Below are 20,327 nucleotides of genomic sequence, written 5' to 3'. Positions count from 1 at the left end.
CTGGTCTGATAAAATGAGGACGGTGCGTGCCCGTGCGGCCGCTGTCCCGTTCCCGTGAGGTTTCCCGTGCAACCCCTGAGCTTCAAAGCGATCCGCCAGGCTTACATCGACTTTTTCCAGGCCCGTGGCCACGTCCACATGCCCAGCTCCAGCCTGGTGCCGCGCCGCGATCCCACCGTGCTGCTGACGACCGCGGGCATGCTCCAGTTCAAACCCATCTTCATGGGCGCCGAGAAGCCGACGCAGACACGTGTCACCACGGTGCAGAAGTGCTTCCGCACGACCGACCTCGACAACGTGGGACGCACGGCGCGCCACCACACCTTCTTCCAGATGCTCGGCAACTTCTCCTTCGGCGACTACTTCAAGGGTGAGGTGATTCCCTGGGCCTGGGAGTTTCTGACGGTCACAATGGGCATCCCCCGCGAGCGTCTGTGGGTCTCGATCTTCCGCACCGACGACGAGGCCTTTCGCATCTGGCACGAGGTCGTGGGGGTGCCGGCCGACCGCATCGTTCGGATGGACGAGGCGGACAATTTCTGGGCCGCCGGGCCGACCGGACCGTGCGGGCCCTGCTCGGAGATTTACGTCGACCTGGGCGTGGAACACGGCAACGGCAACCCGAACGCGCGGCTCGGAGAAGACGACAACCGCTTCCTGGAAGTCTGGAACCTGGTCTTTATGGAGTTCAACCGGGATGAGGCCGGCAACCTGACGCCGCTGCCGGCCAAGAACATCGACACCGGCATGGGCTTGGAGCGCATTTCGGCCGTCATGCAGGGCGTGTCGAACAATTTCGAAACCGACATGCTCTTCCCGTTGCTGGAGGCGATCGCCCGGCTGGCCGGCGTGCCCTACCGCCGCGATGCCGCCAGTGACGTCTCGCTCAAGCTGATGACCGACCACCTGCGCGCCTCGACCTTCCTGATTGCCGATGGCGTGGTGCCCTCCAACGAGGGACGCGGCTACGTGCTGCGCCGCATCATCCGGCGCGCCTACCGGCACGGTCGTCTGCTGGGCATTCCGGGCAGCTTCCTGCACACCCTGGTGCCCATGGTGGTGGACCTCTATGGCGACTTCTACGGCGAACTGATCGAGAAGCAGAGCCACATCGTCGACACGCTGGCCGAGGAGGAACGCCGTTTCGGACAGACCATCGATCGCGGCATGGCCCTGCTGGACGAGGCCTTGGGAGCGCTGGCGGGCAAGACCCAGCTCGATGGCCGCACCGCCTTTGAACTCTACGACACCTACGGATTCCCGCTGGAGTTGACGATCGAGCTGGCCGGAGAAAAGGGCATCAGCGTCGATGCGGAAGGTTTCGAAGCGGCAATGGAAGAACAGCGCGAGCGCGCCCGCTCCGCCCGCGAGAAGGCCGGCATCACCTTCACGGCTGATTCCGAACTGGGCGTTGCCTCGGAATTCCTGGGTTACAGTTCTACGCGCGAAACCGACACCGTCGCGGCGATCGTCCCGCTAGCAGGCGGCAAGGAGGGCGTGGTGCTGAACCGCACCCCCTTCTACGCCGAGAGCGGCGGGCAGGTGGGCGACACCGGCGTGCTGCTGGCCGGTTCGACGCTGCCGACCGGCCCGGAACTCTCCTTCGCCCACCACACGGACCACCTGACGGGCGGCGTGCGCGCCTTGCCCGTGCAGGACACGCAGAAGCGTCAGGGGGCGATCGTCCACGTGCTTGACGCAGGCCATGGCCTGCAAGTCGGTGATTCGGTGGTGGCGCTGGTCGACGAAGATCGCCGCTGGCATATCCGTCGCCACCACACCGCCACCCACCTCTTGCACGCCGCCCTGCGCGAGGTGCTCGGCAGCCACGTCACCCAGGCCGGCTCCCTGGTCGGGCCGACTGCGCTGCGCTTCGACTTTGCGCATCCGCGCGCCGTCACGGCGCAGGAACTGGCGGCGATCGAGGCCCGCGTGAACGAGGAGGTCCTGCGCAACCTCGCGGTGGAAACCGAGGTGATGGGCTTCGAGCAGGCGCGTGAAAGCGGCGCCATGGCGCTCTTCGACGAGAAATACGGCGACGCCGTGCGGGTGCTGACAGTGGGCGACTTCTCCAAGGAACTGTGCGGCGGCACCCATGTGCGCGCCTCAGGTGACATCGGCCTGTTCAAGATCACCAGCGAGAGCGGCATCGCGGCCGGCGTGCGGCGCGTCGAGGCGGTGGCGGGGCTGGCGGCTTACCAGTACGTGCGCGGCATCGCGCAGGCGGTGGCGGCGCTGGGCGATCGCCTGAAGGCCGCCCCGGCCGAACTGCCGGAGCGCCTCGACAAGCTGCAAGACGCCCTCAAAGCCAGCGAAAAACAGGTCACGCAGCTGCGCGGGGAGCTGGCCGCCGCCAAGGCCACCGCGCTGCTGGCCTCGCGCGTCGAGGTGGATGGCCTGCCCTGCGTGGCCGCGGAACTTTCGGACGTGGGCGGTGACGCGCTGCGCACGGCCGCTCAGAGCCTGCTGACGAATCTGGGTAGCGGCCTGGTGCTGCTGGCTGGCGTGGCGGGGGGGAAGGTCTCCGCGGTGGCCGCCGTGTCGGATGATCGCACGGCCAGCGTGAGCGCCGGTGAGGTGCTGGGGGCCTTCATGCAACGCATCGGCGGCCGCGGCAGCGGCAAGGCCAACTTCGCGCAGGGCGGCGGGGGTGATGCCACCGCCATCGCGTCCGCGTTGGCGGATTTCCCCGCCCTGTTGCGTGGAACGCGGAGCCGGGTCGGGACGTGATGGCGCTTACCCGCCTGCGCGCCTGGTTGCCGGGCCAAACCCTGATCGCGCGTCTCCTGGCCATACCGGTCCTGGTGACCGGGGCTTTCGTGATGTCCGTCAGCCAGGCGGCGGCCGGCCCGACCGAGAACCTGCGCGACTTGCCTGACATTCGCAAGGCGGGCGCGCTGCGGGTGGGGGCAGACCCGACCTCCGGCCTGCCCTACTTTGCCCGTCCGGATGCGGCCTCCGAGCCCGTCGGATTCGAAGCGGATCTGGCCCGCGCGCTCGGCCGCCGTCTCGGCCTGAAGATCACTTTCCTTCCCACCGCTTGGCGAGTGCTGCCCCAAGCCCTCGTCGAAGGGCAAATCGACGTGGTGTTGAACGCTCAGGAAATCCGCAGCGGTGGAGGCATGCGCTTCACCCGCCCCTATTACCTGGCCTCGCAAGCCATCGTGACGCGGGAAGAGGTGCGTGGCCTGTACACCCTGGCCGACCTGGCAGGCCGGCAAGTGGCCGTGACGACAGGCTCCGTGGGCATGGCGGTGGCTTCCCGCCTCAAACCGCCGGCCAAGCTGGTGGAATGCCCTGATACCGATGGGCCCTTCAATGCCTTGCGCGAGAAGCGGGCCGAGGCGGTGGTGCTGGAGTCGGCCATGGTGCAGGCCTGGCTGGCGCGCCAGCCGCGTGGCTTCCGCCTGGTGGGCCGCCCGATCCTGCCGCGCCCCTACGGCATGGCCGTACGCAGTTCCAGCAAGCAACTGCTGGCCGCGCTGGATGCCGAGCTGGCCGCCCTCAAACATCACGGCGCGCACCGCCGCCTGCTCAAGACGCACCATCTCTGGGACGCCATTCAGGGCGAGGCGATCGCCGCCCCGGCCCGCTGAGGTCCTCGGCCTCAGGCCTCCTGGGCCACCTTGCGGCGCTGCATGCGCAGCTCGCGGCGTTCGCGGGCGGCTTCCTGGCGGGCCACTTCCTCCTCCGTCTCGGGAAGCAGAGGGGGAACCGCCGCGGGACGGCCGAGGTCGTCCAGCGCCACGAACGTGGCAAAGGCCGTGGTGGTCATGCGACGCTCACCGGTGATCGGGTTCTCCGACATGACCGTCACGCCGATTTCCATCGACGTCTTGAACGCCTCGTTGACCTGCGCCTCCAGCAGCACGATGTGCCCCAGCTTGACCGGCGCCAGGAAGTGCAGTTCGTCGATCGAGGCCGTCACGACGGCGCGCCGCGCGTGGCGCGAGGCGGCGATGGTGGCCGCCAGGTCGACGAGCGCCATGACCCGCCCGCCGAAGATCGTGCCGTGTGGATTGGTGTCGTTGGGCAGCACATGTTCGGCCATTTCAACCCGGGATTCCCGGGGCGCTTTCCCTGTCAGTGGCATCTCGACCTCCGATGGGCGCGAACCCTGCCGCGCCCGTCAGATTGTAGCACCCCGCGCGCGCCGAGACGCGAACGGAGGGACCGCCGGCTTGGTGAGGAAGGCGGCGGAAGGCAGAGTTACCCGGTGTGGAACGCTAGCCCCCCGAGGTCGACGCGTCGATCCCGGCGTTGAATTCCGGGAGTACGACCGGGTTCTGGTTGTGCGCGTTGAGCCAGCGGGCCATATCCAGCTCGTCCACGCTCATGTAGCCACTGGTAAGCTGCTTGACCATGTGGTGCCGGGCCTCTTCGGACAGGGCACTGAGCGCCTCACTGGAGCCAATCATGGGCGCCTGGAAGCCGAGTTCGACCAGCAAACCCCGCACGGCGTCATCATCGAAGGCTCGCCAGACGAATTCCTCGCGATAGACCCCCGTGTTGATCAGCGCGGCCGAGAGGTTCCGCCCTTCGGCCTCATCTCCCATGTCGTTGAGGATATGGGCCAGCTGCCCCTGGCGCTCGGCAGCTTGCAGCACGGCTGGCAATTCATTGCGTTCCAATGCCATGTCGACGATCGCGGCCGCCCCCGAGCGGTCTGCCTTGAGGGTCAGGCCCTCGACCAGCATGGCCAGCACCCGGGCCTTCTGCTCGGGTGACGCGACCTGGAAGATGGCGGGTTCACGCACGACCGCGCGCCGAAGCGTGTCTGGCTTCCGGTTGTCGGGAACGGCCAGGAAGCGGTCCAGGTCGGCCCGCGCCCGGTCCTCGGCGGATAGTGGCCGAGCGGGGGCCGGGCTGGGGACAGCCGGACGTGCTCCCCCTTCGACTGGCGCAGCCGCCGCCTCGTTTCCGACTCCGGGAGCAGGAGGGGCAGGCGCCACCGGGGTGCTGGGCACCTGTGCGACCGCGGGCGGCACGGGACCGGCGGGCGTCTGGGGCTGCGTGGTCGGCGCGGACTGGGGCGGTGCGCTCGCGGCAGGCTGAACCGGGGTGCTGGGCACCTGTGCCACCGCGGAAGGCACGGGGCCGGCGGGCGTCTGAGGCTGCGTGGTCGGCGCGGATGGAACCGGCGCGCTCGGAGCGGAAGGCGCCGCGCTGGTGGGCGCTTGGCCTGGGGCGTTCGGGGCAGGCAGAGTCGGGGCAGCGGGCGCCGTAGGGGCGGCCGCTGGGCGGGCGGTCTCCTGTTTGCCTGGCATCTTGAGCACCCAGTTCGGCTGAATCAGGTCCGGGTTGGTTTTCAGGCTGGGATACTTGTCCTGGTTCAGCGCGACGATTTCCTTCCAGCGGTTGGCGTCACCGAGTTTCTCACGGGCTATCTTGCTCAGGTAATCCCCCTTCTTGACCGTGTAGTTCACGGGAGCAGCGGGCGCCGGCCCAGCCGGCGGCTGTGGAATCGGCACGGCCGCGGTGGCAGGCGCGGGCACGACCAGCGGCGGCAACACCGGCGCGAGAGGCGCGGCGGCGGTGGCCGGGGGCGGCAGCACCGGCGCGGGAGGTGCGGCGGCGGGGCGGGTCAGCTCACGCAGTTGCTTGCCCAGAGACTCGAATTCGGCCCGTTCGGCCGGCTGCACCTCCCCACTGGCAACGCGCTCGGCGATCGCCTGCATCCGCCCGATCAGCGTGCTCACCTGCGGCGCCTGGTCGGCCCGCAATGCGGCGTAGTCGACCGACTCGAGGGTCTGACGCATCGATTCCAGATCCTCCAGGCGACGGTGCAACTGACCGAGGGCATCTTGGGTGGCCTGCGGATCACGGGCCGCAGCCTCGAACAAGGCGGTGCGCGCCATTTCCAGATCCATTTCCTTCTGCCCGATCACCTGGATGGCACCGGCGGCCGCCTGGATGGCGGGATTGACCAGGCTACCGACCGGATCGCGCAGGCTCTGGGCGGTCACGAACAGGGTGCTGCGCAGTTCAGCGGGTGCCTGGCCGCTGCCCAGGGCTTCGGCCAGCGAGGCAACCCGTTCGACGGCCTTCTGGTACTCGGCCCGCGCGGGGCCGGAGAAGGGTGGCCGGGTGCTCGCCAGCGTGTCTCCCAGGGTCACCAGCGCCTCTGCCGTGTTCAGGAGGCTGGCCCGCTCGCGGGCAATGGTTTCCGGCGAGGCGCCCTTGAACAGCTTCTCATCCAGCGCCGCCAGCTTTTGCTGAAGTTGCCGCTTGCCTTGCTGCACCGCATCCTGAGCACGCTGGGTCGGCGCGGGGGCCGCGGCAGCAGTCGCCTGCGGGGCGATCGCCCGCAAGCGCTCCGCCGCTTCCGAAACGCGCACGTCCGCCGCCAGCGGCTCCAACGAACCCTGCGCCAGACCGGTGGCGGTCTCCCGCAGGGCGCCAAGCTGTTCCAGCGCCTGCTGCTGCGCCTCGGGCGACAAGCCGCTCAGGTTCGCATCGAACAGGGCCCGCTCCAGCTGGACCATTACCCGATAGCGCGCCGTCAGGGCCACGCCTTCGCGCGCCAGCGCCGCCGGGTCGGACGACGTGGCCAGGGCCGCCTCGCCCTCCTTGATAGTCATCGCCGCAGTGGCCTTGAACGCCTCCGCCTGCGCGATGATCTGAGCCCCCGCCGTCGCCAGCGGCATGTTGCCGGCCTTGCCGGGATCGGCCAGGGTATGTTTCAGCGCGAACAGCTCGGCCTGGAAGGCACCGGGCGCCTCACCGCGGCCGATCGCCTGTCCGATCTCGCGAACGCGCTCCAGCGCCCGGGAGACGGTCTGGGCCTCGGCTTCGGTCAGACCCTCCAGCTTGGCGTCGGCCAGCGTCAGACTGACGGCTTCGATCGGCACTTCAGCCCACTTTGCCGGATCGATCGAGACGCTCTGGTCGGCGCGCGGTGCGGCGGCAGCCGGTACAGGCGGCGTCGCGCTGGTCGCGGGAGGCGTGCGGGAGGCAGCGCTGGCGTTGAAGGCGTCCTGAGTGTTCAGGCGCGCGCCCGGCTCCGGCCTGGCAGCCGCCTGAGAGCCTGGGGGCAGGGTACCCGGAAGCGGAACGGCACCCAGGGCGGGGCGGGGGGTGATGCGGTTGTCCATGCGCGGGGCTCCCTCGCAGCGGGCTGTGGTGTCCACCAACTCGGCTCCTGACACAAGCCTTGGGACAGGCTTCAGGACGAGATAACCTTCTGTTGTACAGCCCTTACTTGTCAGTAACTTACCCGGGCCCATCGAACGTAAACGAGGCGCTGAGGCATCATCCGAATGGAGCCCCAGGCCCATCCGCCTGCTGACAAGGCGCGGGCAACCCGTTCAGGCCAGCGGCAGGGTCATCAGTTCGCCCACGACCTGGGGCAGCGGCATCGCCTCGGGCTCGCCCTGCAGGGCGGCCTGCAAGCGGGCCAGGCAGGGCAGCCAGGCTGCCTCGTGATCGGGGCTGAGGCCTGCCAGCAACAGGCGCTCGATCAGCACCCGGGCCTTGGCGTTCGACGCGCGGCGGAGCGCCTGGCCCGCCACGGGCACATCCGTGAAGGAAGCCTCCTCGTGAGACATCAGCTTCAGACATTCGGAGGCCAGACGATGCCAGGAGCGTTCCGCCGCCACGGGAGCCTCCAGGCGTCGACGTACCTCGGTCAACTGCGCCAGGAAGGCATCCTCGCCTCCCGTGGGGTCGGCCGCCAGGCCTTCCAGCGCGGCACAGTCCGCCTCGACCCGCGCCTGCGCCTCGGGCGTCGCGTGGGTCAGGTTGGTGCTCAAGAGCGCGTCCCGCAGCAGCCCGATGCGGCGCCAGCGGGTGCGAAGGGCGGCAAGCTCCACCTTGTGGTCCGAGGCGATCGCCGCTTCGGCCGGCGTTTGGGCCTCCGCGCGCGCCAGCCGGGCAAAGGCGGCATCGCGCCGCTGCGTGAGCCTGGCGAGCGCGGCAAGTGGCTTCTCCAGCTGCGCCTCCAGGTCGATCGCGTCGGGGGCGGCCAGGCGATGACGCAGAGTGAACACGGCGGCATCTCGCTCGCCCTCGGGCAGGGCGACCATTTTGCGGACCATGGCCGGCACCTGGCCAAGCAGATGCAGCAGAGCGGCCGCCTCCGCCACGGAACTCCGGTACCCCTCCAGCTGTACCAGCAACTGGAACACGGCGTCCCGCGTCGCGCGATCTTCCGGCTCATCCACGCTCGGCAGGCCCTGCAGCCCCCGCAGGCACGCGTCGCTGATCTCCGGGGGCATGGCGGCCCCCTCGAGCCCGTGCAGCGCGCGGAGGAGAGCGAACTGGTTTGCCTGCTCACGCAGGTCGCCGGCGTCCAGAGCCTCCCCGAGCGCCGCGAGCTGGGCCAGCACGCGCTCGGCCTCTGATGTATCAGGCTCCGCCAGCGGCAACCCTGCCAGCAGGCGGGTGGCGCGGCGCAGCAGCACGTAAGCCGGGAACCAGGCGTGGCCCGGTTGACGTGCCGCGGGAGGCAGGTCTCGGGTGCGCAGCGACAGCGCGTGCAGCAGGCGCTCCCGGATCTGAAGCTGCGGATTTTGCACCAGGTCGAGCCGCTTGAGCAGCGACTGGGCCTTGCCACGCTGCTTTTCCTTGCTCAGACAGAGGGTGGCCGAAACCCGGGCACAGCGCAACAGCTCAGCCTCCATGCGCGCCAGGTCCTCGGCAGCCACCGGCGCCAGCAGGTCGAGCAGCAGGGCGTGGTACACCAGGCCGTTCGCGTCCTCGGGTGCCTCGACCAGGTAGGCGCCAACCGCCAGCAGGGTCTGATCGAGCAACCGCACCCGCAGTTCCGTGCGCCAGCCACCGGCCACCGCGGCATCATAGGCACTGCGAACCTGGGCGGCCAGGGCGCGGGCGCGTTCAACCTCGAGCGTGGGTGGGGCGTGCATGAAACGAGCTTAGAGGGTGTTCCGGTGGCTGGGCAGCAATCGGTGTCACGCGGTGCGGCGCGCGACCTGATAGAATGACACGGCGCGCCGCGTGCCCACCTGAATGAGGTGTTCCGTGCAAAAGAAAAAAATCATGGTGATCTACGAGACCGCGGGCGGAGGCCATTACGCCGCGGCCAAGGCCATCGAGAGCGCCCTGGGGAGCATGTACCCCGGCTCCTTCGAGGTGGTACTGATGCCCGTGCGGGCCGCAACGGGCAGCCAGCGCGTGTCCCACATGATGGACATGTACAACCACCTGCTCAAGATCAAGCCCTCGTACTCCAACATGGGGATGCGCGTGCTGAATCGCCTGAACGTCGAAAAGGTGGTCATGCCCCTCATGCCGAAAGCGGCCCGCAACCTGGCCAAGACCATGGACGCGGTGCGCCCCGATATGATCATCTCGGTCTTTGCCGTGGTCAACCACGCCGCGATCGAGACGCTGAAGCAAAAGGAGCGCGAGTGGGGCAAAAAGGTGCCTTACGTCATCTGGTGCACCGACCTGACCAAGGGCTTCCTGCGCAACTGGGCCAACCGCGATGCCGACCTGACGATCGCCCTGCACCCGCAGGCCAAGGAACAGCTGGTCGAATACGGCGTGCCCGAGGCCAAGATTCGGGTTCTCTCGGGGCTCCCGGTGAATCAGAAGTTCCTGGCCAAGGTGCCCAAGTTCGAGGCGCGACAGGCCTTTGGGCTCGACCCGACCCGCTTCACCGTGCTGATTTCTATGGGCGGTGTGGCGGTCAGCGCCACCCATGACTTCGCGCGGGAGCTGGCCACCAGCGGCCTGCCGGTGCAGGTGATTGCGGTTTGTGGCCGCAACGAGAGCTTGCGCGTGCGCTGCGAGGCCCTCGCGGCCAAGGCCGACATCCCGATCAAGGTGCTGGGCTTCACGGACCAGATGCACATGCTGATGGATGCCGCCGACATCATGGTCGGCAAGCCCGGTCCCGGGACGATTGCCGAGGCGATCGCCAAGGAGCTGCCCATGCTGATCGACGCCACCAGCGTGCCGATGCTTCAGGAGGCCGGCAATCTGGAGCTGGTCGTTCGTCAAAACCTGGGCCAGGCCATTTCCAAGGACCAGACCCTGACGGCCCTGGTCAGCCGCTACATGGACAACGCCGAACTGTATGCCCAAACGCAGCGCAACCTGCGCCGGGCCAAGAACGACCGCGCCATCGAGGAACTGATCGACATCGCGCTCAGCCAGCTACCCGGCGGCCCCCCCGCCCGCCTCCAGGCTGAACCAGGCCCCGTCGAAGGGGCAGATTCGGGGGTGGCCGCGGGGAATGCTTCGGAGGCGCCTGAGCCCGCCGAACAAGCCGAAGACCTGGCATGAGCGCTCGCCCGATCCGCGCTTCCGCCACCGTGCTGCTGCTGCGCGACGGGGCAGCCGGGCTGGAAGTTTACATGGTGCGGCGCGTCCTGCGCAGCGACTTCATGGGCGGTGCCTACGTCTTTCCGGGTGGCGCCGTCGACCCTGAGGACGGCGAACCGGCCATGTGCGATCGCCTGCACGGCCGCGATGCGTCCAGCTGGGCCATTCGCCTGAACTTGCCCGCCGACCAGGCAGGGGCCCACGTGGTAGCCGCGGTACGGGAGACCTTCGAAGAGGCTGGCATCCTGCTGAGCCGCCAGGCACGCGCGGACGCTCCCCCACCGGGCGAGACTTCTGACGCCCGCAGCCGGACGCGCTGGCAGGCCCATCGGCGGGCCCTGCTGGCGCGCCAGACCAGCTGGCGCGAGGTGGTGGTGGCCGAGGACTGGCGCTTCGATGCGAACGCACTGGCCTACTTTGCCCACTGGATCACCCCCGTGGGAGTCCCCAAGCGCTTCTCGACCCGCTTCTTCGTGGCCCTGGCGCCTTCGGACCAGGTGCCGCTGACGGATGACCAGGAGGTGGAAGCCGGCGTCTGGATCACCCCGCAGGCGGCGATCGCCGCACGGGAGGCTGGCACCATGACGATCGTGCTGCCCACCCACCGGGCCCTGCAAGCGCTCAGCGCCTTCGATACGGCCGAGGCGGTGCTGCGCGCCTACGCCGACCGCCCGGTGCCCACCATCCTGCCGCGCATCGTCGCCCGGGAGGGCCAGGTCGTGAGCCTGCTGCCGGGTGACCCAGGTTACGAGGAAGCCGCGGACGAGCCGCTGCCGGAGTTCGACCCGAGTGTGCTCTGAGCGCCTGCGCCAGGTGGCGCCTGGGGTGCGCTGCCTGCTCGCGCCCAATCCCGGCCGAATGACCGGCCCCGGCACCAATACCTGGCTCCTCGGCGACGAGGCGGTGGCCGTGCTGGATCCGGGGCCCGCCGACGACGAGCACCTGGCCCGCATCCTGGCGGCCTGCGGCCCGCGCGGTCCAGCGGCGATCTGGCTGAGCCACGCCCATCCTGACCATGCGGCGGCCGTGCCGCTGCTGGCCGCCCGCACAGGCGCGCCCCTGCACGCCTTTCCGGTGCCTTGCCCGCGCTTCCCGATTGCCGGGCTCACCGCCCCGGAGGTGCCGCTGAGCGGCGGCGAGGAACTGATGGTGGACGGCGAAACCTGGCAGGTCCTGCACACCCCGGGGCACGCCAGCGACCACCTCTGCTTTTACCGCCCCTCGGATGGCGGCTTGCTGACGGGCGATGTGGTGGTGGGACAAGGCACCGTCGTGGTGGCGCCGCCGGATGGCGATATGAGCGATTACGTTCAGTCGCTGGAACGGTTGGCCGCGCTGCAGCCGCGCTGGCTCTGGCCCGGTCACGGCGATCCGATTGCGGCCGCAGGGGAAAAGATTGCGGAATACCTGGCGCACCGGCGCATGCGGGAACAACAAGTACTGAACCTGCTCGACACCACGCCGACCACCCCGGCGGCGCTGGTGGCCACGCTCTACCGCGAACTGGCAGCGGGCCTCCATGAGGTGGCCTGTGCCCAGGTCGAAGCGCATCTGCGCAAACTGACCCGCGAAGGACGGGCCCTGGCCCACGCGTCGGCCCAATGGTCGCGGGCCGAGTGACCAGGCCTCACATGGCCATGTCGCGCAGGCCCTTGTTCAGAACCGCCTCGGTTGGCGTGCCCTGTACGGTGTAGGGCGCCTGACGCTTACCCCCACCGGACCAGGCGTGCCAGAGCGCCCCGAGCAGCCAGGGCTGCTTGGCGACCACGTTGAAGAAGGCCTCCGCCACCAGGCCCGGTAGGGCTTCGTCGTCCGGGGCATCCAGATTCAAGGCCGCCGGCGCAGCCGCCGCCCCGAGCAGGCGCGGGCACCCCAGCGCGGTGAACAGGATCGGACGCTCGCCATTCTGCTTGTGCCAGGCCGCCAGATCCTCGCTGACCGTGCGCCACGCCACTTCCAGAGTTTCCAGCGAAGGATGGTCTTCGTTGCTGAGCGGGAAGAACGCGTCGATGCCCACGCAGTCGAGCGCCTCCCAGAAGAGCACCTGACGGAACCCGGCGGCCGGATTGGCTGAGGCGCAATAGGTCAGGTTCCCGCTGAAGTCCTGGCGCAGAGCCTTGATCAGCGTCATCCAGGAAGCGTCGCCCTGAAAGCCCGACAGGTTGGATCCCACGGCCAACAGGGCCACCCGCTCCTCCTCGGCCATCCGCGCATAAGGACGCAGGGCCCGCTGGTAACTGGCCATCCAAGCCTCGACCTGAGGGGGGCTGATGCGCTCGCGGTGGGTGCCGTCCTCGCAACGCACCATGGGGCGCAGCATGACGCTCAGGTTCGCCTCACGGGCCGCCTGAATCGCCCGACGCAGCGCGTTGATCCGTTCCGCCTCGTCGGCCGCAGGCGGCAGTTCACTGGAGTTGCCCAGCGGCTGCACCAGCTCGATGCGCAGCACCACCCAGCGCGCCCCGGCCCGGGCCATGGCCGCCATCTGCCCGAGCGTCTCGTCCGCGTCGATCGCCTTGCCCTCGGCCGGCAACAACGCATAGCCACAAGCGCGCTGCGTGAAGGCAATGGGCCGACTCGATGCGGTGCTGCCCGCCGGCGCTCTATCAGGCTCGGGCCACCCTGTTGCAGCGACCGACGCGGCCTCAGCCACCAGGGACGGACGAGGGCGCGGCTTTGCCTCCGGGCGATTGGTCAGGGTGATCAGGACATAGGCCCCGAGGAACCCCCCGGCCAGCGCGAAGATCTGACGATAATTCACGGCCTCCCCTCCTCTGGGCGACAGGACGATTCTTAAAGTAGCATGGTCCCCAATCCAGATTCAGCGGGTTGACACCGAGAGGACGAGCCGGATGAAAAAGGACGACGCGATGGCCTGGATGGGCCGCCTGGCGGAGCTGGCCAGCCAGAGCCTGCGGAAGAGCCACGGCACGGCCCCCGTGATGGCCGACCGCCTGTTCCACGACGAGGTCGACGGCCAGGCGCGCTGGGCCTTCCGCCTGGCCGCCCCCAGCTGGCCTTTTCGGGCTGGCGGCGCGGGCGAGCTTCATCGGCCCGGGCTGAGGCTGGAGGTCTGGTTCCATCCCGGCAAGGCGCCTGATGCGCCGATCGACCTGGTGGCGCTGTGCGCCGGTGAGGAGGCGCTCTCGTCGCTGCGCGAAGGTCTGGTGCCGGTCTGGCAGGTGCTGCATTCCGGCGGCAAGGCCGCCGGACGCTACAAGCCGCTGGCCGAGGTGCTACCGCTGGCCCTGCGCTTCGACCGGGAGGCCACCGGAATCGCGCGCCGCATGCCACCCGTGCGCGACAAGGTGGAGGCGGCCTTCACGCAGTTGCTGCTGGATGCCCTCCCCCCGCTCGATCGGGCGGTCGCACTGTGGCAAAGCCACAACGGTGAGCAAGCCTTCGTCTCGGAGGCCCCTGACCCCCTGGCCGCCTTGCGCAAGCATTTCGGCGGGCATTGACTTCACCGAAACTTCTTGCAGGTCTAATCTGAACTTAAGAAACATCCGGGGCCTGACCCGCGATAGATGCCTTGGCTGTTAACGGGGTGTTCGATACACAGCATCGACCTTCCCGCGCACGGGCTTCTCTCGCCAATGAGGTTCCACATGCGTTCGATGTCCACCATCCTTCCCACCACGGCCGAGACCATGGACGAGCTGGCGCGCCTGATGGCCAGTTATCCCTGCTATGCTTACGTGGGCAACGCCGAGCGGACGGGCGCCCGCGCGCTCTTCCGTGGCCGCTGGCGGTGGGAGGACGTGCGGGCGCAGCTGGCTCAGCAGCCGACCACGGTCGTGCTCGATGACGAGCGCGCCAGTGGCTACACGCGATACCGTCTGTACGCCGTCGGCGAGGGCGGGCCCCTCTGCCTGGCCGAGGTCGAAATTTATTTCGCACGCGGCGAGGGCCGCACGACCTTCTGGTGCGAGGCCGGCGACGCCGAGGGTCGCCTGGCGCTGGCAGCCTGAACCGAGTTCGCGTCGCTTGCCGGTAAGGTCCGGCAGACGGCGGGCAGAGGTCGTTCGTCACCGGGTCGCCCCAGCCGACGTGGCGCGAGCGCGCCCCGGCGTGGTCCAATAAAAACGCCCGTCCTGAGCGGCCCGCGAGGGAAATGGGCCCAGGTACCCCGTGTCTGCGTTCGATGCGTTCAAGTCGACCGTCGGCGTCGCTTTGATGGAAGGCGGCGGGTTTTTGCCGCAGGCCCAGGCCCCGCTGCAGCCCCTGGAAGGGCCTCGCACGTGGCATCTGCCCCGCAACACCGGCGACGTGGCCGTGACCGTGGCCAGCCTGGCCGAGGCGGCTGCGTCAAACTGGCGCGAGGCCCTGCCGGTTTGGCGCGACGACGCCCGCCGGGCCGGCGCAACCAGCGGCGTGCTGGTGCTGACCGGGGTGGTGCCCGAGGACCAGCCTGCCCCGTTTGACGCCGAGGCCGACGACGCCGGCTGGCAGGTCTGGCTGGTGGACCTGACCCGGCGAAGCCTGCGCTGTCCCTCGGTGGACCCTGGCCACGCCGAAGCCCTGCCCGGCGATGCCGCTGCGACGATCGAGGCGGCCATCCAGGCCAGCCTGTCGGAGGCGTCGCTCTCGCTCGGCGACCTGCTCGAGGAGGAGCGCGCCAGCCTGGCCGGGCGCCCCTCCTTTTCCGCCTTCCTGGAAAACCAGTCGGCCCCGGCCTGTCCGATCCTGCTGGGCGTGATCCTGGGCCTGTTCGTCTGCTCGACCGCCCTCACCCTGATGTTGCGCCATCCGGCCCACCTGCCGCTGCCCACCTCGCCCGAACTGCTCTGGCTGGCGGTGCAGCACAACTCCCTTCAGGCGCTGCTCGGACTCGGCGCCACGCTGCGTCCGCTGGTGGAGCAGGGGGAATTCTGGCGCCTGTTGGCAGCCAACTACCTGCACGCCGGCATCCTGCACGTCTTCGTCAACGCCTACAGCCTGGCGGTGCTGGGCCCCACCCTGGAGCGCATGCTGGGCACGCCCAAATTCCTGGCCGTCTGGAGCGTCTCGGGTCTGCTCGGGGCCAGCGCCAGCGTGCTTTTCAACCCGCAAGCTGCAAGCGTGGGCGCCTCCGGGGCGCTGTTTGGCCTGCTGGGTGCCATGCTGGTGCTGGGGCTGCAATTCCGGGGCGTGGTCCCCCGCCACCAAACCCGCGCCTTTCGGGACGTGGCCCTGATCACCCTGGGAGTGAACATGATTCTGGGCTCCACCATCCCCAACATCGACAACATGGCCCACCTGGGTGGCCTGCTCGGGGGGGCGGCCAGTGCCTACGTGCTGGGGCCGCACCCGGAGCTGACCAGCCGACCTGGACTGGCGCTGCCGGCCTGGAGCCTGTGGACCTTGCCCCTGCTCGCGGCACTTGCCGTGTTCTGGGGCTTACTGGCAGGATTTTCGGGCCGCCCGCTGGCGCTCGGCCTGGGCTGAGGCGGCAACACCCGCGCGGCCGGCGCGGATAAGGAGGAAGCATGGACCTGACCGACACCACCGTGGCGCGCAACAGCGAACCTGACATGGCGGCGTACTACCTGTACCGGATGGAATCGCCTGCGCGGCGCTGGGGCCTGGCCGTGGAGCAACTGCGGGAAGACCGCTTCCACGTGGCGGTGACCTACGCCGAGCCCGAGTGGGACGTCCACGGCGTGGTGCGATACTGGTCTTATGAGACGCGCGACCTGGCCGAGGCGCGCTACCTGGAACTGCAACGCGTGCTGGGCGCAGTCGAAGAAAGCCTCGAAATGAAGGCCATCCTGGCGGTGCTGCCGGCGGTGGAACGAGCGGAAGCGGCGGACGAAGCGTGAAGGCTATCCACGTTACGTTGTGACCCCGGTCGCGGAATGGCGTCTCCCCGCGGATTACGCTCAGGACGTGACTGCCTATCAGGAGGGGCCATCGATGTACCAGGAACCATTTCATGCACCCGAGGGCGGGCATTTCGAGATTGCCCATCCATCGCACCTTTCCGCACCGGAGGCGGTGTCGCCGGCGCCCGGCGGCGAACCGGCCGTGATCTGGCTCGACAAGCCCACCACGGACGAGGCCCCAGCCCCCGCCGTCGACGCGCGCGACGAGCAGGGCGGACTGGAAGCCGACCCCCAGGATGTGATCCAGTTTCTGCTCAAGAAGATTGACGAGCAGCAGGCCAAGCTGTCCGACCAGGAGGGCTACGTCGACCTGATGCAACAGGAGCTCGACCAGCTGCGTGGCCAGCTGCAGGTGGCCCGCGAAGAACTTGACCGCCAGCTGGCCGATTACGAGGTCATGCTGCAGAACCTGCTGGCGGCCGAGCGCGAGGTCGAGGTCTACAAGCAGAAGGCCCAGGCCAAGCAGACCATTCAGCTGCCCTTCTACGCCGAGGAAAAGCTGGCCAAGCTGGGCTACCAGGCGGCCGGACAGGGTGCCGGCGTCGGGGTGTGACCTGAAAATGATCGGGCGTGGCCGCTGGTCACGCCTTTTTTGTATTCAGGAAGCAAAGGTTAAGCAAGACTTAAGATATTTGGACTATAATGATGGTATCGGGTTCACTGCCCCTGCGTCCGGAGGTGCTTCATGCGCGCGCAAGCCAAGACGGGACGGCCACTTTCCCTGATCACCGTGATGACGTGTCAGGACGCCGGGGTGCTGATTGAACTGCTGAAATCAGCGGCCAAGGGTTCACGCCGCCACATGCCGGCCGGTATTCGCGACGAGGCAGACCTGCGCGCGGCCATGGCCGGCGGGCTGGCCTTTCTGGCAGCATACCGGACTCCCGTGGGCGGACGCTCCGCGCCGGTCGGGGCGATCGCCTACCGCTGGGACCACGGCGCCCTGCGCATCCAGCATGTGGCCGTGCGCGAAGAGGCCCGCGGCGGCGGCGTGGCCCGTCGCATGGTCGAGGCCGTCGAGAACGTGGCCACCGCCCTCGGAGCGCCACGCATCGCCGCCTCGGCCGGTACCACCGCGGGTGACCAGGCCTTTCTGGAACGCCTCGGCTACGAAGGCTACGGGAGCGGGGAGCGCGTCCCCATGACCAAGCCGCTGGAATCCTGAGCCCGGCTCCAGTTGCGCCACGACCGGCACCAGCCGGCCATTGTCTTCAGGCTCCAGGTCAGCCCCCGAAGGAGCGCCGCGGTCACACCCGCTCAAGCTGAGGGGCAGCCGCCCGGATCACCGCGCCGAGCCGCTTGATGCCTTCCTGAATCTGTTCTTCCGAGGCATTCGAGAAGTTCAGCCGCAGCGTGTTCTCACCGCCGCCGTGCGGGTAGAAGGCGCTGCCCGGAATGAAGGCCACCTTCTGGCGACTGACCGCTTCCTCCAGCAAGGGCGCGGCGAGCACCCCGTTCGGCAGGGTCACCCAGATGAACAGTCCCCCCTCGGGGCGGGTCCACTGACACCAGGCCGGGAAGTGCGCGTCCATGGCCGCCAGCATGAGATCGCGCCGTCGGGCGTACTCCGCGCGCAAGTGCGCAAGGTGGGCCTCCAGCCGCCCGGTGGCCAGGAACTCGGCCACCATCATCTGGGCGAAGGCCGAGGTGTGCAGGTCGTTGCCCTGCTTCAGCGGCAGCAACTTGTTCATGATCGCATCCGGCACCACCGCGTAGGCCACCCGCAACCCTGGGGCCAGCACCTTGGAGAAGGTGCGCAGCAGAATCACACCGCCCTCGTGGTCGAACGACTTGATGGCGCGCGGTCGGGTGGGCCCGAAGTACAGGTCGCCGTAAGGGTCATCCTCCAGCACCGGCACGCCGTGGGTGCGGGCCAGCTCGTACAGCTCGACCCGGCGATCGTCTTGAAGGCTCAGACCGGTCGGGTTCTGGAAGGTGGGAATGGCATAGATGAACTTGGGTGTGTGGTGTTCCAGAATGCGTGCCAACGCGTCCATCTTCATGCCGCCCGCGTCCAGCGGCACGGTCAGGAACTTGGCCTCGAAACCGCCGAAGGCCTGCAGCGCCCCCAGGAAGGTCGGGTTGCCCACCACGACGGTATCGCCCGGGTCGAGGAAGGCGTGTGCCACCATCATGATGCCTTGCTGGGAGCCGGTCGTGATGAGGATCTGGTTGCCTGCGAGGTCGATGCCCTCGGCCGTCAGCTGCGCGGCGATCGCCTCGCGCAACGGCTGATAGCCTTCCGAAGGGCCGTATTGCAAGGCCTTCAGCGCGTGAGCCGGGCTCTTGAAGGCCGCCTTGGCCGCCGCCTCCAGTTCGGCGAAGGGAAACAGGTCCTGCGCCGGCATGCCCCCCGCGAACGAGATGATGTCAGGCTGGGAGACCACCTTGAGGATCTCCCGAATCACGGACGGATTGACGTGCGCCGTGCGATTGGCGAAGGAAGGCTTGAAAGGCGACATGCGCGGGCTCCGCGGGCCACGTGCGGCGATCGCCGTCGATCCGCTCAAACGAGCCCCGTTTCATCCTACCACACCCGGTGCCGGGCGCGTGAAGCCGTTCTGCAGCCCCCGGCGGGCTGGCCCGGCAGGCGAGTGCCTCATTGGGTGGCTGCGCGCAAGGGGGCTGACCAACAGGTGAATTGAAGCCGCCCAGAAAGCCGCCACGGAGGTCGAAACAGCGCTGGCCAAGAAGCCCACACTGGCCAACAGCCTGCTCAGCACTGTCGGCGCGCAGGGCGAGATCGGTGACATCGACAAGTTCCGCACGGCCATCGCCAACCTCGGCGTGTTCGACAATTTGTTGAGGTAGGCCATTGGGGGCGCCAACTTCGCCGCGGCTGCGCACACCGGGTCACCAGACGTGCGCCTATTTTTCATCGATGGCGAAACGGCTCAGCCCTCAGGGACTCTCGACTTGAATCCCAGTCAAGGCATTTATCAATTGGTGCAGGCCACAGGTGAGTGATGCGTCGGCACTAGCGCCTCCATCTGCGCCAGCGCCGCGGGGCCTGGTGGATGATGCCCGAATCGAACGGAATCGGCTGGCCCGCTCCTTCGCTCGGTGCCTGAGCTGCAGCAGGCAGGGGCTTTAACGCCTCAGGTTACTCGCCGTGAGCTGAGCGGCTGGCCTTGGCCAGCCGCAGGAATGCAGCCAGTTCCTCGACCCAGCGAAGCCGCTGTTCAGGCGTCAATGCTCCGAAAGCCGCCAGGCGTTCATCATCCACGAAGTAGGTCCGGTCTCCTCGGTTGTAGGGTTCGGTCACAGGCCGTGCATCCTCCGGAGGTGGGCGATGTCGGCCTGGTCAATGGGCCTACCCACCGCTTCTTTGAGTGAAATCAGGTCCCGGATGCCAACCAGTTGCACGGTTGTGCCCCCCACGTGAAGGCACACCGCGCGGGGGCGCATCTCCTCGAAAGCGATGGGAGGAAAAAGCAGGATATCCAGCGTCACTCCGGTCAGCCCCGGTGCTTTCAGTGCAAAAGCGACCAGATTGCGGGCTTCGTGCCATTCACGAAGCGTCTCGAGATCCGTCAGGGTGTCGAGTGGAACTGGCAGTTGGGGCGTCATCTCGAGTTCGCGAGCCATCGCAACCAGCGATGCCAGATTGGCTCTACTCATTGCCACACAGATGTCGATGTCCATGGTCGACCGCTCGATACCGTGAAGCGACACCGCCAGGCCACCAACGAGAAGATAGTCGACAGCGTGGCGTTCCAAGGCGGCGAACAGGTTGAGGTAAAACACAGACACCTCCTGACTTCGGTTCGGGCGGTGACTTATCCCCGCCGCGCCAGCCAGGCGTCCAGGTCCGACGGCGCGGTGAAGTCCAGCAGGTCCTCCGCGAGGTCTTCCAGCGTTTCGATCGAAAGTGCCTCCATCTGCGCCAGCGCCGCGGGGCCTGGTAGGGCGAGGCGACGCCCCAGCTGGCGGCTGATCACGCGCAGCAGTTCGCTCTTGCGGCCGGCCGTCACGCCACGAGACTCGCCTTCGGCGCGGCCCTCCTGACGGCCCTCTTCACGACCCTCAGCCCGCCAGTTGGCCACCAGGCTCTGGTACCAGTTCGTCTGCTCGAAACTCATCGCCACCTCCGCCAGGGTGAGGAACGAGGGCGCCAGCCCCACCCGCATAATCTCATGGTACCCAATCCGATCCCGCGCCGGCAACGGCTCCAGG

The 20,327-nt window shown here is 68.3% G+C and carries 19 protein-coding genes; 11 read left to right on the top strand and 8 right to left on the bottom strand.

The features are described 5' to 3' along the window. Nucleotides 1–75 precede the first annotated feature (75 nt). Complete coding sequence (alaS, locus tag VKP62_04850; protein ID MEB3196514.1) at nucleotides 76–2,730, top strand: alanine--tRNA ligase; 2,655 nt, start codon at nucleotides 76–78, stop codon at nucleotides 2,728–2,730. Further along, nucleotides 2,730–3,596 (top strand): ABC transporter substrate-binding protein, encoded by an 867-nt coding sequence (locus VKP62_04845; protein ID MEB3196513.1) that lies wholly within the window; start codon nucleotides 2,730–2,732, stop codon nucleotides 3,594–3,596. Before alaS ends, VKP62_04845 begins: the two co-directional genes overlap by 1 nt. Before the next feature lie 11 nt (nucleotides 3,597–3,607). Here the strand turns inward: VKP62_04845 and VKP62_04840 are convergent, their stop codons facing one another. The 3 genes from VKP62_04840 to VKP62_04830 form a co-directional block, all read right to left on the bottom strand. Further along, complete coding sequence (locus tag VKP62_04840) at nucleotides 3,608–4,093, bottom strand: acyl-CoA thioesterase (GenBank protein MEB3196512.1); 486 nt, start codon at nucleotides 4,091–4,093, stop codon at nucleotides 3,608–3,610. 133 nt (nucleotides 4,094–4,226) lie between these two features. Then, nucleotides 4,227–7,130: a LysM peptidoglycan-binding domain-containing protein gene (locus VKP62_04835; protein ID MEB3196511.1), complete on the bottom strand. Its 2,904-nt coding sequence runs from the start codon at nucleotides 7,128–7,130 to the stop codon at nucleotides 4,227–4,229. Nucleotides 7,131–7,307: 177 nt separating this feature from the next. Further along, nucleotides 7,308–8,864, bottom strand: coding sequence for a hypothetical protein (locus VKP62_04830; protein ID MEB3196510.1), 1,557 nt, complete (start codon nucleotides 8,862–8,864; stop codon nucleotides 7,308–7,310). A 115-nt stretch (nucleotides 8,865–8,979) separates the two neighbouring features. On the opposite strand from VKP62_04830, the gene VKP62_04825 reads away from it, so the two are divergent. The 3 genes from VKP62_04825 to VKP62_04815 are packed head-to-tail and all read left to right on the top strand — an operon-like array spanning nucleotide 8,980 to nucleotide 11,907. Then, a complete protein-coding gene (locus VKP62_04825) occupies nucleotides 8,980–10,248 on the top strand; it encodes a glycosyltransferase (protein ID MEB3196509.1) in 1,269 nt (422 codons plus the stop codon). Then, entirely contained in the window at nucleotides 10,245–11,087 is an 843-nt protein-coding gene (locus VKP62_04820) for an NUDIX hydrolase (GenBank protein ID MEB3196508.1), read from the top strand. The genes VKP62_04825 and VKP62_04820 overlap by 4 nt, the downstream gene beginning before the upstream one ends. Continuing rightward, complete coding sequence (locus VKP62_04815; GenBank protein ID MEB3196507.1) at nucleotides 11,077–11,907, top strand: MBL fold metallo-hydrolase; 831 nt, start codon at nucleotides 11,077–11,079, stop codon at nucleotides 11,905–11,907. Before VKP62_04820 ends, VKP62_04815 begins: the two co-directional genes overlap by 11 nt. A gap of 7 nt (nucleotides 11,908–11,914) precedes the next feature. Here the strand turns inward: VKP62_04815 and VKP62_04810 are convergent, their stop codons facing one another. Beyond that, nucleotides 11,915–13,048, bottom strand: a complete 1,134-nt coding sequence (locus VKP62_04810) for a hypothetical protein (GenBank protein ID MEB3196506.1) — start codon at nucleotides 13,046–13,048, stop codon at nucleotides 11,915–11,917. Nucleotides 13,049–13,139: 91 nt separating this feature from the next. On the opposite strand from VKP62_04810, the gene VKP62_04805 reads away from it, so the two are divergent. The 6 genes from VKP62_04805 (at nucleotide 13,140) to VKP62_04780 (ending at nucleotide 17,316) form a co-directional block, all read left to right on the top strand. Continuing rightward, nucleotides 13,140–13,748: a hypothetical protein gene (locus tag VKP62_04805; GenBank protein MEB3196505.1), complete on the top strand. Its 609-nt coding sequence runs from the start codon at nucleotides 13,140–13,142 to the stop codon at nucleotides 13,746–13,748. Between the two features lie 147 nt (nucleotides 13,749–13,895). Beyond that, on the top strand, nucleotides 13,896–14,258 hold the full coding sequence (locus VKP62_04800) for a hypothetical protein (protein ID MEB3196504.1): 363 nt from the start codon (nucleotides 13,896–13,898) through the stop codon (nucleotides 14,256–14,258). 160 nt (nucleotides 14,259–14,418) lie between these two features. Further along, the gene (locus tag VKP62_04795; GenBank protein MEB3196503.1) at nucleotides 14,419–15,714 is read left to right on the top strand and encodes a rhomboid family intramembrane serine protease; all 1,296 of its coding nucleotides are present in this window, start codon (nucleotides 14,419–14,421) and stop codon (nucleotides 15,712–15,714) included. Nucleotides 15,715–15,755: 41 nt separating this feature from the next. Continuing rightward, nucleotides 15,756–16,088 carry a hypothetical protein gene (locus VKP62_04790; protein ID MEB3196502.1) on the top strand — a complete coding sequence of 111 codons (333 nt, stop codon included), beginning with the start codon at nucleotides 15,756–15,758 and terminating at the stop codon, nucleotides 16,086–16,088. A 94-nt stretch (nucleotides 16,089–16,182) separates the two neighbouring features. Beyond that, nucleotides 16,183–16,704 carry a hypothetical protein gene (locus VKP62_04785; GenBank protein ID MEB3196501.1) on the top strand — a complete coding sequence of 174 codons (522 nt, stop codon included), beginning with the start codon at nucleotides 16,183–16,185 and terminating at the stop codon, nucleotides 16,702–16,704. A 132-nt stretch (nucleotides 16,705–16,836) separates the two neighbouring features. Further along, nucleotides 16,837–17,316, top strand: a complete 480-nt coding sequence (locus VKP62_04780) for a GNAT family N-acetyltransferase (GenBank protein ID MEB3196500.1) — start codon at nucleotides 16,837–16,839, stop codon at nucleotides 17,314–17,316. 82 nt (nucleotides 17,317–17,398) lie between these two features. Here the strand turns inward: VKP62_04780 and VKP62_04775 are convergent, their stop codons facing one another. The 4 genes from VKP62_04775 to VKP62_04760 all read right to left on the bottom strand — a co-directional run. Next, nucleotides 17,399–18,613 carry a PLP-dependent aminotransferase family protein gene (locus VKP62_04775; GenBank protein MEB3196499.1) on the bottom strand — a complete coding sequence of 405 codons (1,215 nt, stop codon included), beginning with the start codon at nucleotides 18,611–18,613 and terminating at the stop codon, nucleotides 17,399–17,401. A gap of 641 nt (nucleotides 18,614–19,254) precedes the next feature. After that, nucleotides 19,255–19,416, bottom strand: coding sequence for a hypothetical protein (locus tag VKP62_04770; GenBank protein ID MEB3196498.1), 162 nt, complete (start codon nucleotides 19,414–19,416; stop codon nucleotides 19,255–19,257). Next, nucleotides 19,413–19,898: a hypothetical protein gene (locus VKP62_04765; GenBank protein ID MEB3196497.1), complete on the bottom strand. Its 486-nt coding sequence runs from the start codon at nucleotides 19,896–19,898 to the stop codon at nucleotides 19,413–19,415. Before VKP62_04765 ends, VKP62_04770 begins: the two co-directional genes overlap by 4 nt. A gap of 32 nt (nucleotides 19,899–19,930) precedes the next feature. Continuing rightward, a partial coding sequence (locus VKP62_04760; GenBank protein ID MEB3196496.1) for a DUF4351 domain-containing protein occupies nucleotides 19,931–20,327 on the bottom strand: 397 nt, incomplete at its 5' end.

This window comes from Candidatus Sericytochromatia bacterium (assembly GCA_035285325.1).
Classification (GTDB): domain Bacteria; phylum Cyanobacteriota; class Sericytochromatia; order S15B-MN24; family JAQBPE01; genus JAYKJB01.
The sequence above is the reverse complement of the archived record's forward strand: the minus strand, read 5'-3'. Positions and strand labels throughout refer to the sequence as shown.

Excerpts from the sequence above, each read along its gene's own strand:
- VKP62_04845 (MEB3196513.1), top strand. The coding sequence starts at position 2,730 with ATGGCGCTTACCCGCCTGCGCGCCTGGTTGCCGGGCCAAACCCTGATC.
- VKP62_04840 (MEB3196512.1), bottom strand. The coding sequence starts at position 4,093 with ATGCCACTGACAGGGAAAGCGCCCCGGGAATCCCGGGTTGAAATGGCC.
- VKP62_04830 (MEB3196510.1), bottom strand. The coding sequence starts at position 8,864 with ATGCACGCCCCACCCACGCTCGAGGTTGAACGCGCCCGCGCCCTGGCC.
- VKP62_04820 (MEB3196508.1), top strand. The coding sequence starts at position 10,245 with ATGAGCGCTCGCCCGATCCGCGCTTCCGCCACCGTGCTGCTGCTGCGC.
- VKP62_04805 (MEB3196505.1), top strand. The coding sequence starts at position 13,140 with ATGAAAAAGGACGACGCGATGGCCTGGATGGGCCGCCTGGCGGAGCTG.
- VKP62_04800 (MEB3196504.1), top strand. The coding sequence starts at position 13,896 with ATGCGTTCGATGTCCACCATCCTTCCCACCACGGCCGAGACCATGGAC.
- VKP62_04790 (MEB3196502.1), top strand. The coding sequence starts at position 15,756 with ATGGACCTGACCGACACCACCGTGGCGCGCAACAGCGAACCTGACATG.
- VKP62_04785 (MEB3196501.1), top strand. The coding sequence starts at position 16,183 with ATGTACCAGGAACCATTTCATGCACCCGAGGGCGGGCATTTCGAGATT.
- VKP62_04780 (MEB3196500.1), top strand. The coding sequence starts at position 16,837 with ATGCGCGCGCAAGCCAAGACGGGACGGCCACTTTCCCTGATCACCGTG.
- VKP62_04775 (MEB3196499.1), bottom strand. The coding sequence starts at position 18,613 with ATGTCGCCTTTCAAGCCTTCCTTCGCCAATCGCACGGCGCACGTCAAT.